Origin of the sequence: Microterricola pindariensis, assembly GCF_002936985.1 — a bacterium.
Lineage (GTDB): Bacteria > Actinomycetota > Actinomycetes > Actinomycetales > Microbacteriaceae > Microterricola > Microterricola pindariensis.
Map to the genome: position 1 here is coordinate 1 of NZ_MPZN01000070.1, position 14403 is coordinate 14403.

Consider the following 14403-nt stretch of genomic DNA (forward strand, 5'->3'; position numbering starts at 1 on the left):
CCGTGGCGGGGGAGCCTGCGATGAACCTCTTCCTCGACGCCATCGCCTGGATCTTCAACCCGGCGCTGCAGAGCGCGCCCGGCGCGCTGCCGCAGCGCATCGCCGAGCACCTCGGCTACACCTTCGGCGCCACCGCGATCGCGGCGCTGCTGGCCATCCCGCTCGGCTACTACATCGGGCACACCGGGCGGGGCCGGGAGCTCGCGGTGGCCTTCACCGGCGGCATGCGCGCGCTGCCGAGCCTCGGCGTGCTCATCCTGCTCGCGCTCGGGCTCGGGATCGGCTTCGAGGCGCCGCTGCTGACCTTCGTGCTGCTGGCGATCCCGCCGGTGCTCGGCGGCGCGTACGCCGGCCTCCAGTCGATCGACCGCAACGTGATCCAGGCGGCGACAGCACTCGGCATGACGCCGCTGCAACTGCTGCTCAAGGTGGAGATCCCGCTCGGCCTCCCGCTGCTGATCGGCGGACTCCGCGCCGGCATCCTGCAGGTCGTCGCCACCGCGACGCTGGCCGCCTACGTCAGCGGCGGGGCGCTCGGCGGCTATATCTTCCTCGGCATCGCGACGCGCAACTACACCGAGATGCTCGGTGCCTCCATCGTCATCACGGCGCTCGCGCTGGCGCTGGAGGCGATCTTCGCGCTGATAGAAAAATTCGTCACACCGCGCGGAGTGTCGGCGTTGAGTGGCAGAATCAACCGAGCGGGTGCCCCTCGAAAGCGGGGGGCAGCCCACGCGCCAGAGCAAAGGACACTCGCATGAACCTCAGCACCTCGTCCCACTCCTCCCCTTCCACGCGGCGCGGCCTGCGCGTCGCCGCGGCCGGCGCCGCGGCGCTGCTCGCCCTCGCGCTCGGCGGCTGCGCCAGCGGCGACCCCCTGAACCCGGCCGCCCCGAGCGACACCGGCACGGCGGCGTCCGAGACCATCGTCGTCGGCTCGCAGCAGTACTACTCGAACGAGATCATCGCCGAGATCTATGCGCAGGCGCTGGAGGCAAACGGCTTCACGGTGAAGCGCACCTTCAACATCGGCCAGCGCGACGCCTACCTGCCGGCGCTGGAGAGCGGCGAGGTCGACCTGTTCCCGGAGTACACCGGCAACCTGCTGCAGTACTACGCACCCGACACGACCGCCCGCACCACCGACGACGTCTACGCGGCGCTCGGCGACGCGCTGCCCAGCGGCCTGCGGGTGCTCGACCAGGCCGACGCCACCGACCAGGATTCCTACGTCGTGACGAAGTCCTTCGCCGATGCGAACAGCCTCGTCGAGATCGGCGACCTCGCGCAGGTGACGACGCCGATCACGCTCGGCGGAAACTCCGAGCTGGCGACGCGGCCGTACGGGCCGGAGGGCCTGAAATCGGTATACGGGGTCACGGTCGGCTTCACACCGATCGAGGACAGCGGCGGACCGCTCACCCAGAAGGCCCTACTGGACGGCACCGTGCAGCTGGTGAACATCTACAGCGCCGACCCGAACATCAAGGCCAACGACCTTGTCACGCTGACCGACCCGAAGGGCCTGTTCCTGGCCTCGCACGTCGTGCCGCTGGCCGGCGCGGGCGTCTCGGATGACGCGGCCGCCGTGATCAACACGGTGCAGGGCGCCCTGAGCACGGCCGACCTGGTGTCGATGAACGCGCAGAGCCAGAACGACCAGCTCGCCGCGCCGGTCATCGCCACGCAGTGGCTGGACGAGAAGGCGCTCTTCTAGGCCCCGGCTTTTCTAGGCTTCGGTTCTTCTAGGCCTCGGCGTCAGCCCTCGGCGTCGGGATCCGCGTCGACGGGGTCCGCCATGTGGCGGGCCTCATGACGCTCGAGCAGCTTCTTGGCCAGCACGACGAGGGCGAGGAAGAGCACGATGACGCCGACGAAGATGTAGCCGGCGAAGTGCAGTTGCTGGGAGAGCTCGCGGTAACTGCCGGCCGCGGCCGAGCCGACGCTGACATAGGCGAACGCCCAGATCACGCAGGCGGGCACCGTCCACGAGATGAAGGTGCGGTAGCGCATCTTGCTCATGCCGACGGTGAGCGGGATCAGAGAGTGCAGCACCGGCAGGAAGCGGGAGATGAACACGGCGATGCCGCCTCGGCGGGCCAGGTAGCGCTCGGCGCGCGCCCAGTTCGACTCGCCGATCTTCCGGCCCAGCCAGCTGCGGCGGATATGCGGCCCGAACCAACGCCCCAGGGCGAAGCCGATGCTCTCGCCGATCAGGGCGCCGACGATCACGGCGGCGACCATCGCCCAGTACTGCAGCGGCGTCGAGACGGCGGTGCTCGCGACGATGACTATGGTGTCGCCCGGCACGACGAGGCCGATGAGGATCGAGGTCTCGAGCATGATCCCGACTCCGGCGAGCAGCGTGCGCACCGCGGGGTCGACGCTTTGCACGGTGTTCAGCAGCCAGTCGAGAATCTCGTTCACCTGCCCGAGCATAAACGGTCGGGGGAGGCGCTTCCTGAACGCGGGGCGGTGCCCTGCGCGACTCTCCGGCGGATGCTCCGGCCGACACTCCGGCCGACACTCCGGCCGATACTCAGGCCAGTGCGGGCCCGACCCCGAGCGCGACGGTCAGCAGCACGGCGGAGGGCATCGAGACGGTGAGGGCCGCTGCGGTCAGGGCGAGCAGACGGGCCAGCGGCGGCAGCGGCGGCTCCGGCTGCAGCAGCCGGGTCACCCGCTGGCCGAGCGGGGTGCGCGCGGCATCCGTGGGCAGTGCAGGGGCGGGGCCGGCTCCGCGCGCGCACGGAGCTCCCCGCTGGCGCTCGGCTGCGAGGTGCCGACGAGCGCGATCGCGCGGGCCAGGGTGTGCGGGTCTGCCTCGTGCCTGGCGTCGTCGTCGGCGAGCATCTCGACCAGCAGGCCGACCGCGTTCTCTGCCCGGTTCGCCATCGGGAACCAGGGCAGCGCCGCGTGCCAGGCCCGGAAGGCGAGCAGCACGAGGTGGTGGAACTGGCGGAGGTGGGTGCGCTCGTGGGCGAGCACGGCATCGAGCTCGGCGGGCTCGAGCAGCTCGATCAGGCCGCCGGAGAGCACCGTGACGGTGTGCACGCCCGGCACGCAGTACGCGATTGGCGTCGGGTGGTCCAGCACCCGGGTGCCCGGCTGCTCCGGCAGGGGCGAGCTGAGCAGCTCCACGGCCGCCCGGTGCCGCCGGCGGCTGCGCTCGGTCTGCACGGCGGTGCTGATCAGGTTCAGCAGCAGGTGCAGCCCGAGCAGCACGGCGCCGCCGAGCGCGACGATGTTGAGCACCCCGAACTCGGCCGGGATGGGGCCGCTCCGCAGGCTGGCCAGCAGGGCGCGGATGCCACCGAGGTCACCCTGCAGCGGGGCGAGGCCGAAGCTGAGCAGGGCGCCGATCATCGCCAGCCCGCCGCCGAGCGCGATGGCCTGCCAGAGCGCGAGGGCGATGCCGGGCGCGCGGGACGGCCAGCGCGCGGAGGCGAGGGCGAGCGGCACCGGCCAGGCGAGCAGCACGGCCAGCGCGGCGAGCGCGAGGGAGGCGATCAGCACAGGGGGAGTGGGCGGCTAGGCGGGGCCGGCCGTGCCGAGCAGCGCGCGCAGCGTGTCGGCCTCGCTGGCGCTGACCTGTCCGACGAAGCGGGCCAGGGCGGCGTCGCGGTCCGGGGCGAGCTCGAGCACCTGGTGCATCAGGTTCGCGGTGTGCTCCTCGCGGGAATTCACGGCGAAGTAGCGGTGCGGGCGCTCGATGCGGCTGCGCGCCACGAAGCCCTTCGCCTCCAACCGCGAGAGCACGGTCAGAAGAGTTGTCTTTGCGTGTTCCTTCCGCGGCGACTCGGCGTTAGCGTTGAGCAGACGATCACCCAGCTCGGGGGCGGACAGACCCTCAGGAGCGTCCCAGAGGGCGTTCATGATCGATCTTTCCAGGACTCCGAGCGTGTTCATATCTCCAGATTACCGGCTGAAGCTGAATATGTTCTACGCTCTGTAGAAGTTGAGAGTTCTACGCAGTGTAGAACTCCTGTGAGGGGAGTCCCCGTTGAACGAGATCTTGGACCCGTTGGCGCTTGCGCGCTGGCAATTCGGCCTCACCACGATCTATCACTTCTTGTTCGTACCGATCACCATCGGAATGGTCACTGTCACCGCGGTCTTCCAGACCGCGTGGTATCGAACAGGGCATGTGAAGTACCTCCAGCTGACCAAGTTCTTCGGCCAGATCTTCCTCATCAACTTCGCGATGGGTGTGGTCACCGGCATCGTGCAGGAGTTCCAGTTCGGCATGAACTGGTCGGACTACTCCCGCTTCGTCGGTGACGTCTTCGGTGCCCCGCTGGCGCTCGAGGGCCTGCTGGCCTTCTTCTTCGAGGCCACATTCATCGGGCTCTGGATCTTCGGCTGGGACAAGCTGCCGCGCAAGATCCACCTGCTCACGATCTGGGCCACCGCGTTCGGCTCCATCATCTCCGCCTACTTCATCATCGCCGCGAACTCGTTCATGCAGAACCCGGTCGCCTACGAGATGAACGAGGAGAAGGGCCGGGCAGAGCTCGTCAACATTTGGGAGCTGCTGACCAACCCGGTCGCGTTGGCGGCATTCCCGCACACGATCTTCGCGAGCTTCATGGTCGCCGCCGGCCTCGTGATCACGGTCGCCGCCTGGCACCTGGCCCGCAACCAGCACCTCGAGACGATGCGCCCGGCGCTGAAGCTTGGCCTCTGGACGATGATCGGCGCCGGCCTCCTGACCACGCTCACCGGTGACCAGCTCAGCCTGGCAATGGTGGCGACGCAGCCGATGAAGATGGCCGCGGCCGAGGCGACGTATCAAACCGTGTGCGGCGCGCAGGCCTCCTTCTCCATCTTCACCCTCGGCACCCCCGACGGGACCAGCGAGCTGTTCTCGATCCGCGTGCCGTACCTGCTCTCCCTGCTGTCCACGCACACCTTCGACGGCTGCGTCGAGGGCATCAACGACCTGCAGGCCCAGTACACCGAGGCCTTCGGCCCCGGCGACTACGCCCCCATCATCTGGATCACCTACTGGGCGTTCCGCTGGATGATCGGCCTCGGCATGCTGCACGTCTTCGTCGCCATCGTCGGCCTCTGGCTGACCCGCGGCGGTCGCCTGCCGAAGAACAAGTGGGTCTGGAAGGCCGCGATCTGGTCCTTCCCGCTCTCCCTCGCCGCCATGATCGTCGGCTGGATCTTCGCCGAGATGGGCAGGCAGCCCTGGCTCGTGTTCAGCCTGCTGAAGACGGAGGACGGCGTCTCGCCCGGGGTCACCGGACTCGAGGTGCTCATCTCGATCGTCGCATTCACGCTGATCTACGGCATCCTCGCGGTCGTCGAGTTCAAGCTCATCAAGAAGGTGGCCCAGAAGGGCCCGGCAGACGCCCCGGAACCGCATCCGGAGACCGGCCTCATCGAACCGTCTACGACGGTCTACTAGGAGACACTCATGGATCTCAGCATTCTCTGGTTCTGGATTGTGGCCGGTCTCTTCATCGGCTACTTCATCCTGGACGGCTTCGACTTCGGCGTCGGCATGACGCTGCCCTTCCTCGGCAAGGACGACCTCGATCGTCGCGTGCTCATCAACACCATCGGCCCGGTCTGGGATCTCAACGAGACCTGGGTGATCGTGGCGGGCGCCTGCCTGTTCGCGGCCTTCCCAGAGTGGTACGCGACCCTGTTCAGCGGCTTCTACCTGGCGCTGCTGCTCATCCTGCTGGCGCTGATCGCGCGCGGCGTCTCCTTCGAGTACCGCCACCAGCGGCCGGAGTCGCGGTGGAAGAAGTGGTTCGACGGCATGATCATCGTCGGCTCGGTCGTTCCTGCGCTGCTCTGGGGCGTCGCATTCGCGAACATCGTGCAGGGCGTCGCCATCGACGCGAACTTCAACTACACGGGCACGCTGTTCGACCTGCTCAACCCGTACGCGCTGCTCGGCGGCCTCACCACGCTGATGCTGTTCTTCACGCACGGCGCGATCTTCGTCTCGCTCAAGACGGACGGCGACATCCGGGAGCGGGCCCGCAAGCTCGCCACGAAGGCCGGCGTCGTGACGATCGTGATCGCGGCCTCCTTCCTGGTCTGGACGGCGTTCATCGCCGAGTTCAAGCTGGCCTACCTGGTGCTCGCCGCACTCGCGGCCGTCGCGCTGATCGGCGCCTGGCTGTTCAACCTGCGCGGCTCGGAGGGTGTCTCCTTCACCCTGATGGCCGTGACGATCGCCCTGGCGGTGCTCTCGCTGTTCACGGCGCTGTTCCCGAACGTCATGCCCTCCACCACCGACGTGGCGAACAGCCTGACGATCGACAACGCCTCGAGCTCCGAGTACACGCTCACGGTGATGAGCTGGACGGCGCTGATCTTCCTGCCGCTGATCCTGCTCTACCAGGGCTGGACGTACTGGGTGTTCCGCAAGCGCGTCAGCCGCCGCACCATCGAGGCGGCCACGGGCGTCGCCGCCCCCGCGGCGTGAGTCAGACCGACACCGAGACACGGGGCGCGCGCTCGTCGCGCGCCCCCATCGACCCGCGCCTGCTTCGGCGGGCGCGGGCGATGCGCGGTTTCCTCGCCCTCGGCGGCCTGCTCGGCCTGATCCAGACGGCTTCCATCATCGGCTTCGCCTGGTTCGTGTCGGTGCTGGTCACCGGCGCCATCGCCGGGCAGAGCCTCGCCGAGCTCTCCGGCTCCTTCGCCGCCCTGGCCGCGATGGTGCTGCTGCGCGCCTTCACCGTCTGGGCCATGGATGCCGCGTCCGCCGCCGGCGCGGCCCGGGTGAAGAGCCAGCTGCGGGTCGCCGTGCTCGCCGGCATCCGCAAGCTCGGCCCCTCCTGGACCCAGCGCCGGGGGAGCGCCGCGACCGCGACCCTCGTCGGCCCCGGTCTCGACGCCCTCGACGGCTACTTCGGGAAGTACCTTCCGCAGTTGATCCTCACCGCGATCGCCACGCCGCTGCTGGTGCTCGCCATCTTCCTCAACGACTGGCTGAGCGCGCTCATCGTCGCGCTGGCCCTCCCGATCATTCCCCTGTTCATGGTGCTCATCGGCATGGCCACGCAGGCCGTGCAGCGCAAGCAGTGGGACAGCCTGCAGCACCTGAGCGGCAGCTTCCTCGACGTCGTCGGCGGGCTCGCCACCCTCAAGATCTTCGGGCGAGAGCGCCGCCAGCTCGCCCGCATCCGCACCGTCACGGATAGTTACCGCACCGAAACAATGAAGGTGCTTCGCCTTTCTTTCCTGAGCGGGTTCGTGCTCGAGCTGGCCGGCAGCCTCTCGGTCGCCCTCATCGCCGTGACCATCGGACTGCGCCTGCTCGACGGGCAGCTGACGCTCGCCGTCGGCCTGTTCGTGCTGATCCTCGCCCCCGAGGTGTTCCTCCCCGTGCGCAACGTCGGCGCCCAGTTCCACGCCGCCGCCGACGGCATGGCCGCCTCCGCCGAGGTCTTCGAGGTGCTCGAGCTCGCCGACGCGATCCCGGCGGATGCCGCCGCGGCCGCAGCAGCGCCCGCCCAGGCCCGCGGGCCGCTGCGCCTCGACGGGGTCAGCGTGCACCGCGGCGACCGGCTCATCGTCGACGGCCTGAGCGCCGAGTTCGAGCCCGGCACGCTGAGCGTGCTGGCCGGCCAGAGCGGCTCCGGTAAGTCCACCGTGCTCGCCGCCCTGCTCGGCTTCGTGCCGTCCGCGGGCGAGATCACGCTCGGCGACGGCCCGCTGACCCGCACCGAGATCGCCTGGGCCGGCCAGAACCCGGCGCTCGGCAGCGGGAGTGTCGCGGGCAACATCGCCCTCGGCAGCGCGCTGGCTGAGGGCACCCCGGAGCGCGTGCGGCTGATCGAGGCCAGCATGCGCCTCGCCGCGGCATCCGGCATCGACCCCGAGCACGAGCTGGGCGTCAACGGCGCCGGGCTCTCCGGCGGGCAGGCGCAGCGCGTCGCCCTGGCCCGCGCCTTCTACCGTTGGCAGGAGCTCGGCACGCCCGTGCTGCTGCTGGACGAGCCCAGCTCCGCCCTCGACGCCGAGACCGAGGCGCGCCTGCTCGGCTCGCTCCGCGCGGCCGCAGACGCCGGAGCCATCGTCATCGTTGTGAGCCATCGGGAGGCCGTTCTGGCCGCCGCCGATCGGGTTCTCTGGCTGGAGACCGTGCATGTTGATTGAGAACGCCTCGCTGGGGCCGGCCGCGCCGATCGCCGCCCAGGCCACCACGGCGGATGCCCGCGACGTGCTGCGGCACGCCCAACCCGGCCCGCGCCGCTTCGCGCCCGGCCTGTTCTTCGCGCTGCTCAGCGCGATCTCGGCCGTCGCCCTGCTGGCCTGCTCGGCCTGGCTGATCGCCCGCGCCGCCGAACAACCGCAGCTCGCCTACCTGTCTGCCGCCGTCGTCGGCGTGCGCGCCTTCGCCCTCGGCCGGGCCGCTTTCCGCTACGTCGACCGGCTCGCCAGCCACGACGCCGCCTTCCGCCAGCTCGCCGAGCTGCGCGTCGCCGTCTTCCAACGGCTGATCCCGCTGGCCCCGGCCGGCCTCGCCCGCACCAAGCGCGGCGACCTGCTCAGCCGGCTGGTCAGCGACGTCGACGCCCTGCAAGACCTGCCACTGCGAGTCGTGCAGCCGCTGCTGGTCTCCGGGGTCATCGCCGTGCTCAGCGTCGCCGGCGTCTGGATCGTGCTGCCGCAGGCGGCGCTCACCCTGCTCGTCTGCCTCGTCGTCGCCTTCGCGGCCGGCACCCTGCTTCACGCCGCCATCGCCGCCCGGGCGGAGCGCCGCCTCGCGCCCGGCCGCGGCGCGCTCATGCAGCAGCTGCTCGACTTCATCGGCTCCCTCGACGTGCTGCTCGCCTTCGGCGCCGTCGACGAGCGGCTGCAGGAGCTGAACCGCACGGATGCCGCGCTCCGCCGCGACGGCGTGCGGGCCTCCCTCGGCGCCGGCCTCGCCGCCTCTGCCATGACGTTCGCCGCCGGCATCGCGACGCTGCTGGCCATCCTCGTCGGTGCCCCCGTGCTCGAGGGGCCGCAGCTGGCCATCGTCGCACTCGTGCCGCTGGCCGTGTTCGAGGTGTGCGGCATGGTGCCGCTCGCCGTCGGCGCCTGGCGCCAGGTGCGCACCAGCGCGGAGCGCGTCGCCCGGATCGCTCCGGCGGCCGTGCCGAGCGGGATCCCGGTGGAGCCGGCCTCCGGCGACCAGACCGCCGTCGCGCCGGCAGCCGAGTCCGACGCGCCGCGGCCGGAGGCCCCGGCCATCGTGCTCAACGGCTTGTCGGCCCGCTGGCCGGACCTCGGCGGCCGCGACCCCTCGCTCGCCCCCGGTGTCGCCCTCGAGGGCATCAGCCTCACCGTCGCCCCCGGCGAGCGGGTGCTCGTGCGCGGCGAGAGCGGAGCGGGCAAGACCACGCTGGCCAATGTGCTGGTGCGCTTCCTCGACTACGAAGGCGGCTTCACGCTCGGCGGACGCGAGGCGAAGGCCATGGCGCCGGGGGAGCTCCGCCGCACGATCGGCCTGTGCGAGCAGAACCCGTGGATCTTCGACTCCTCGCTGCGGCAGAACCTGCTCTTCGCGCGAGAGCACGCGACCGATGCGGAGCTGACCGCCATGTTGGAGCGCGTCGGCCTGGGCGAGTGGGCGGGCAGCCGCGGCGGCCTCGACGCCGAGCTCGGGGAGCGCGGCGCGCTCGTCTCCGGTGGGCAGGCGCAGCGCATCGCTCTGGCCCGGGCGCTGCTCGCCGACTTCCCGGTGCTCGTCGTGGACGAGCCGACCGCCAACGTCGACGCCGCGCAGGCGGACGCGCTGATGCGCGACATCCTGTCGGCCACGAGCAGTGCGGATGCCGGTGCCGCCCGCAGCGTCATCCTGATCTCGCACGATGCCGTGCCGGCCGAGCTGGTCGACCGGGAGCTCGTGTTGAGCGCCGGGCGGCTTGTGAGCACTGGCGGGCTCTGAGCTCGGACGGCCTCTGAGCGCGGCCGTTACTCAGCCCGCACCGCGCGGACGCCACGGGACCAGCCCCAGAGCAGCCCGGCGATGAGCACGACCAGGCCGACGACCCCCGCCGCCCTGTCGCCGAGGACGCCGAGCGGGTAGAGCAGCCAGACCGCGGCCACGACGGCCGTCGTGGCGACGAGCGGGCCGAGGGCTCGGCGGTGGGCGGCCTGCCACGCGCGTTCCGATCGCAGCGTGACCGTGCTGCGCAATCCGAGGATCGAGTTCGGCGGGATCGCGCCCGCTGCGCAGAGCGCGGCAACGAGCACGGAGAAGGCGGCCGCCAGCAGGCCGATCAAGCTGAGCAACACGCTGCTCCCTCCCGCTCGTCCCGGGCAGGGGCGTCGCGTGACGCGGATCGTCGCGCCCTAGTCTAGGAGGGTGACTCGCTCGCCCTCCCCGTCCGTGCTCGAACTCGAGCTGCCGGGCTGGCTGGAACCCGCCCGTGTCTTCGCGGCCCTGTACGGCTCCTCCCCGCACGCCTTCTGGCTGGACGGCGGGGCCGGCGCCGAGAGCGGCACCAGCTACATGGGCGCCCCGGGCGTCGGGGCGCGGGTCGTCACCGCCTCGGTGCAGACCGGCACGCTGACGGTCTCCACTCTCCTGGCCGGCGGGACACTGGCGACGTCGAGCGTGCAGGGCGGCATCTTCGACTTCCTCCGGTCCGAGCTCGGGCAGCGCGGCCCGGTGCCGGATGCCGCGCACGAGAGCGCCCACGAACTCCCCGGCTTCCGCCTCGGCTGGGTCGGCTGGCTCGGCTACGAGCTGGGCGCCGCTCTCCTCGGCACGCCCGCGCACCCGGCCAGGACCCCGGATGCCGCGCTGCTCGAGATCGACCGCTGCCTCGCCTTCGACCACGCCGCAGAAACCGTCACTTTGCAGCTGCGGGCCAGCGGCGACACCGCCGAGGACGCAGCCGCACTGGCGGCCTGGCGGGAGGAGATCACGGTGGCGCTGGATGCCGCGGCATCCGCCCCGCCCCGGGGTGCAGCGGCGTCAACCCCGGCTCCGGAGCCGCATTGGCGGCATGCGCCCGAGCGCTATGCCGAGCTTATCGCCGAGTGCCAGGCCGCCATCTACCGCGGCGACGCCTACCAGCTCTGCCTCACCAACGAGATCAGGCTCGACGTGCGGCCCGAGCCGCTCGAGGCCTACCTGCGCCTGCGGGCGTCCAGCCCGACCCACCACGGGGGGCTGCTGCGGCTCGGCGAGGTGTCGCTGCTCTCGGCCAGTCCCGAGCAGTTCCTGGCCGTGACCGCCGGCGGGCACGTCACCACGAAGCCGATCAAGGGCACGCGGCGCCGGGCCAGCGGGCTCGCCCGTGACCTCGAGCTGCGTGCAGAGCTCGAGTCGAGCGACAAGGAGCGCGCCGAGAACCTGATGATCGTCGACCTCATGCGCAACGACCTCGGCAAGATCAGCCGACTCGGCTCCGTCGGCGTCTCCACGTTGCTCGCCGTCGAGAGCTACGCGCACGTGCACCAGCTGGTCAGCACGATCGAGTCGCAGCTCGCCGACGGCCTGAGCGGTGTGGACGCCGTCGAGGCCAGCTTCCCGGCCGGCTCGATGACCGGGGCGCCCAAGATCAGCGCCATGCGCATCCTCGACGGCCTCGAGCAGGGGCCGCGCGGCATCTACTCCGGCGCCTTCGGCTACTTCGGGCTGGACGGCGCGATCGACCTCGCGATGGTCATCCGCTCCATTGTGCTGGATGCCACCGGCGCCAGCATCGGCACCGGGGGCGGCATCACCGCGCTCTCCGTCGCCGCCGAGGAGGTCGAGGAGACCCAGATCAAGGCCGCCGCCCTCCTCGCCGTCCTCGGCGCCTAGGCGCCTCTCCCCACGTCGCCCCTTTCCACGTCGGCTGGGCCCTCTCCCCACGTCGGCTGAGGGAGCGAGGAACGAGCGACCGAAGCCCGGTTTCCAGCCCGATCACCGCGGGTGGGCCCCGCTGGTTGAGCCCGTCGACACCCCGCCAGTCTCGCGCCGTGTCAGGGCTTCGGTCGCTGGCGCTCCCTCCAGCCAGCGTGCATCTCCCACGTCTCTCTTTCCACGTCGGCTGAGGGAGCGAGGAACGAGCGACCGAAGCCCTCTGGTCGGGCCCGTCGAAACCGGCCACGAGCCCTGCCACACCCCGTTGGTCGAGTAGCGAGGAACGAGCGTATCGAGACCCCGCCGCACGAACAGAAAGTTATCCACATCAGGCATTTTCTTCGTCAGGGGCTTGCATTCCGCCGTAGAATAGGGGCATGGAAAACGCGGCGGGGCAGCTGGCAGAGGCACAGTCCCTCCTGGCCCGCGCCCTCGCCGAATCCGACGAGCGGATGCTGCGCGACGACGCCCTGCTCGAGCTCACCGCGACGGCCGAGGCCGTCGGCCGCCTCGCCGACGCGCTCCGCATCCGCGCCGCCGGCGAGGTCGCGTTCCGCTCCCGCCGGGAGCTCGGCGAGGACCGCCTCTCGGCCAAGAAGGGCTGCCGCAACGCCGTCGAGCTCCTCGCCCGGACCACCCTGGCCTCCGAGCGCACGATCACGCAGCGGATGCGGCTCGGGGCGGCCACGAAGGCCCGCACCGCCCTGACCGGTGACACACTCCCCGCCGCGTTCCCCGAAGCTGCCGCAGCACTCCGGTCCGGCACCCTCGGTCACGACAGCGCCGCGGCTATCATCGACACCCTCGACCCGATCCGGGCCCGGGTCGGCGACCTCAACGTCGAGCTCGCCGAGACCGCGCTCGTCGCCGCCGCCACCGGCCCCACCGTGGAGTCCGCACTGCCGTTCGCCGCCGACGAGGTCCGCGGCCAGGCCCGCGTCTGGGAGAGCGTCCTCGACGAGGACGGCAGCGTCCCAGCCGAGGAACGGGCGATGGCCGCGCGCGGCATCAGCGGAGGACTCACCCGCGACGGGCTGGTCCACCGCAAGATGGCGCTGCTGCCGGAGATCGACGCCAAGTTCGAAACGCTGTTGAACGCGTACCTGAGCCCGCGCAGCAAGCCCACCTTCAACGACACCGACCCGGACCAGCCGAAGGACCCCCGCGCCACCGCGCAGGCCCGGCACGACGTCTTCGCGAGCCTGATCGACGGGGCCGCCCGCAGCGCCGCCGCCCCGACGATGGGCGGGGCCGCCCCGACGGTTCTCGTCTCGGTGCGGCAGGCCGACCTCGCCTCGGGGGCCGGGTCCGGGTTCATCGAGGGCTGCGAGGCGCCCGTCTCGCTGCGCGCCGTCGAGCAGTTCGTGTGCGCCGGCGGGCAGCAGCACGTGCTGATCGATGACGACGGGCGCCTGGTCAGCTTGAGCACAACCGACCGGGTGTTCAACGCGCAGCAGCGGCGGGCGATCAGCCTCCGCGACGGCGGCTGCATCATCCCCGGCTGCACCATCCCAGCGGCCTGGTCCGAGATCCACCACGTCATCGCCTACCGGGACGGCGGCGAAACCGAGACCTGCAACGGGGTCCTCCTCTGCTGGTTCCACCACCGCACGATCGAGACCAGCGGCTGGCGGATCCTCATGATCGACGGCGTCCCGCACGTCAAGCCGCCGCCCTGGCTGCGAAACGGCCGCACCAACGCCGACACCCCGTGGCGAAGATCCACCAAGTCCCGCACCCAACTCGCCGACCTCCTCCAGCGCCAGCGGGAGCGCCAGCCGGTGCTGGTCGAGTAGGGGCCGCCCCCCAATATCCCGGAGGCGGGACCTCGAACCCCCGTGCAGCATCGGAATGGGAGGCAATCGTGGCGTTGGGAGGCCACAAGTGGGCGACAATGGCCTCCCCATCCCGCGTATGCCTGCCAATACTGCGCGCGCCACCGCGGGAGCCGTACACTGCTCCCACCGAAAGCGTGGGGGAGGCCCGCATGAGTGAGTCCCCGGCCCGCCAGCCCCGCATCCGCCCGATGCGCGGCCGCGACCCGTTCGAGGAACACCGCGCCTCCACCCCGCTGGAACTCCTCTTCGACCTCACCTTCGCCGTCGCGTTCGGCGTGGCCGGCAACCAGTTCGCCCACCTCGTGGCGGAGGGGCATCTGGTCAGCGGCCTGGCCGGCTTCGGGTTCGCCATGTTCGCCGTCGTCTGGGCCTGGATCAATTTCTCCTGGTTCGCTTCGGCGTTCGACACCGACGACTGGCCATACCGGGTCACGACGATGGTGCAGATGGTCGGCGTCATCATCCTGGCCCTCGGCCTGCCGCAGCTCTTCGCCTCCATCGACCAGAAGGGCGCGATCGACAACGAGGTCGTGGTGTTGGGCTACGTCGTGATGCGGATCGCCATGGTCGCGCAATGGCTGCGCGCCGCGGCATCCGACCCCGTGCACCGCCCGGCCGCCCTCAGCTACGTCGTCACGCTGCTTGTCGCGCAAGCCGGTTGGGTGGTGCTGCTGGTCGCCCCGGTGACCGGTGCGCAGACCTTCCTCTGGGGGAGTGTGCTCATCGTGGTCGAGATGAGCGGGCCGG

14 protein-coding genes are annotated in these 14403 nt (G+C 70.9%); 9 read left to right on the forward strand and 5 right to left on the reverse strand.

Annotation, left to right across the window (positions count from 1 at the left end; genetic code table 11):
• Both GY24_RS14910 and GY24_RS14915 read left to right on the forward strand, forming a co-directional pair.
• Positions 1-761 (forward strand): ABC transporter permease (locus tag GY24_RS14910; protein ID WP_324778435.1); only part of this gene is annotated, 761 nt, incomplete at its 5' end.
• Positions 758-1717, forward strand: coding sequence for an ABC transporter substrate-binding protein (locus GY24_RS14915; RefSeq protein ID WP_104477095.1), 960 nt, complete (start codon positions 758-760; stop codon positions 1715-1717). The genes GY24_RS14910 and GY24_RS14915, both read left to right, overlap by 4 nt.
• Before the next feature lie 41 nt (positions 1718-1758).
• Here the strand turns inward: GY24_RS14915 and GY24_RS14920 are convergent, their stop codons facing one another.
• The 4 genes from GY24_RS14920 to GY24_RS14930 form a co-directional block, all read right to left on the reverse strand.
• On the reverse strand, positions 1759-2427 hold the full coding sequence (locus tag GY24_RS14920; protein ID WP_104477110.1) for a DedA family protein: 669 nt from the start codon (positions 2425-2427) through the stop codon (positions 1759-1761).
• Between the two features lie 112 nt (positions 2428-2539).
• Positions 2540-2680, reverse strand: coding sequence for a hypothetical protein (locus tag GY24_RS18120; RefSeq protein ID WP_233279397.1), 141 nt, complete (start codon positions 2678-2680; stop codon positions 2540-2542).
• Positions 2677-3516: a M56 family metallopeptidase gene (locus GY24_RS14925; protein ID WP_233279398.1), complete on the reverse strand. Its 840-nt coding sequence runs from the start codon at positions 3514-3516 to the stop codon at positions 2677-2679. Before GY24_RS14925 ends, GY24_RS18120 begins: the two co-directional genes overlap by 4 nt.
• A 15-nt stretch (positions 3517-3531) precedes the next feature.
• On the reverse strand, positions 3532-3909 hold the full coding sequence (locus GY24_RS14930; RefSeq protein WP_083364209.1) for a BlaI/MecI/CopY family transcriptional regulator: 378 nt from the start codon (positions 3907-3909) through the stop codon (positions 3532-3534).
• Positions 3910-4003: 94 nt separating this feature from the next.
• Between GY24_RS14930 and GY24_RS14935 the strand changes: the two genes are divergently transcribed.
• Genes GY24_RS14935 through cydC form a run of 4 tightly spaced genes read left to right on the forward strand, consistent with a single transcriptional unit; the run spans position 4004 to position 9907 of the window.
• Complete coding sequence (locus GY24_RS14935) at positions 4004-5416, forward strand: cytochrome ubiquinol oxidase subunit I (RefSeq protein WP_104477097.1); 1413 nt, start codon at positions 4004-4006, stop codon at positions 5414-5416.
• A 9-nt stretch (positions 5417-5425) separates the two neighbouring features.
• On the forward strand, positions 5426-6451 hold the full coding sequence (gene cydB / locus GY24_RS14940; protein ID WP_104477099.1) for a cytochrome d ubiquinol oxidase subunit II: 1026 nt from the start codon (positions 5426-5428) through the stop codon (positions 6449-6451).
• Positions 6448-8130, forward strand: a complete 1683-nt coding sequence (gene cydD, locus GY24_RS14945; protein WP_233279399.1) for a thiol reductant ABC exporter subunit CydD — start codon at positions 6448-6450, stop codon at positions 8128-8130. Before cydB ends, cydD begins: the two co-directional genes overlap by 4 nt.
• Positions 8120-9907 carry a thiol reductant ABC exporter subunit CydC gene (cydC, locus tag GY24_RS14950; RefSeq protein WP_104477102.1) on the forward strand — a complete coding sequence of 596 codons (1788 nt, stop codon included), beginning with the start codon at positions 8120-8122 and terminating at the stop codon, positions 9905-9907. The genes cydD and cydC overlap by 11 nt, the downstream gene beginning before the upstream one ends.
• A 26-nt stretch (positions 9908-9933) precedes the next feature.
• Here cydC and GY24_RS14955 read toward each other — a convergent pair whose 3' ends face one another.
• Positions 9934-10257 (reverse strand): SdpI family protein, encoded by a 324-nt coding sequence (locus GY24_RS14955; protein ID WP_161498756.1) that lies wholly within the window; start codon positions 10255-10257, stop codon positions 9934-9936.
• Positions 10258-10327: 70 nt separating this feature from the next.
• Between GY24_RS14955 and GY24_RS14960 the strand changes: the two genes are divergently transcribed.
• From GY24_RS14960 to GY24_RS14970, 3 genes are all read left to right on the forward strand, one after another.
• On the forward strand, positions 10328-11776 hold the full coding sequence (locus tag GY24_RS14960) for an anthranilate synthase component I family protein (protein ID WP_104477106.1): 1449 nt from the start codon (positions 10328-10330) through the stop codon (positions 11774-11776).
• A gap of 419 nt (positions 11777-12195) precedes the next feature.
• Complete coding sequence (locus tag GY24_RS14965) at positions 12196-13614, forward strand: HNH endonuclease signature motif containing protein (RefSeq protein WP_104477108.1); 1419 nt, start codon at positions 12196-12198, stop codon at positions 13612-13614.
• A gap of 191 nt (positions 13615-13805) precedes the next feature.
• Positions 13806-14403: low temperature requirement protein A (locus GY24_RS14970; RefSeq protein WP_233279400.1), on the forward strand; the 598-nt coding region annotated here is incomplete at its 3' end.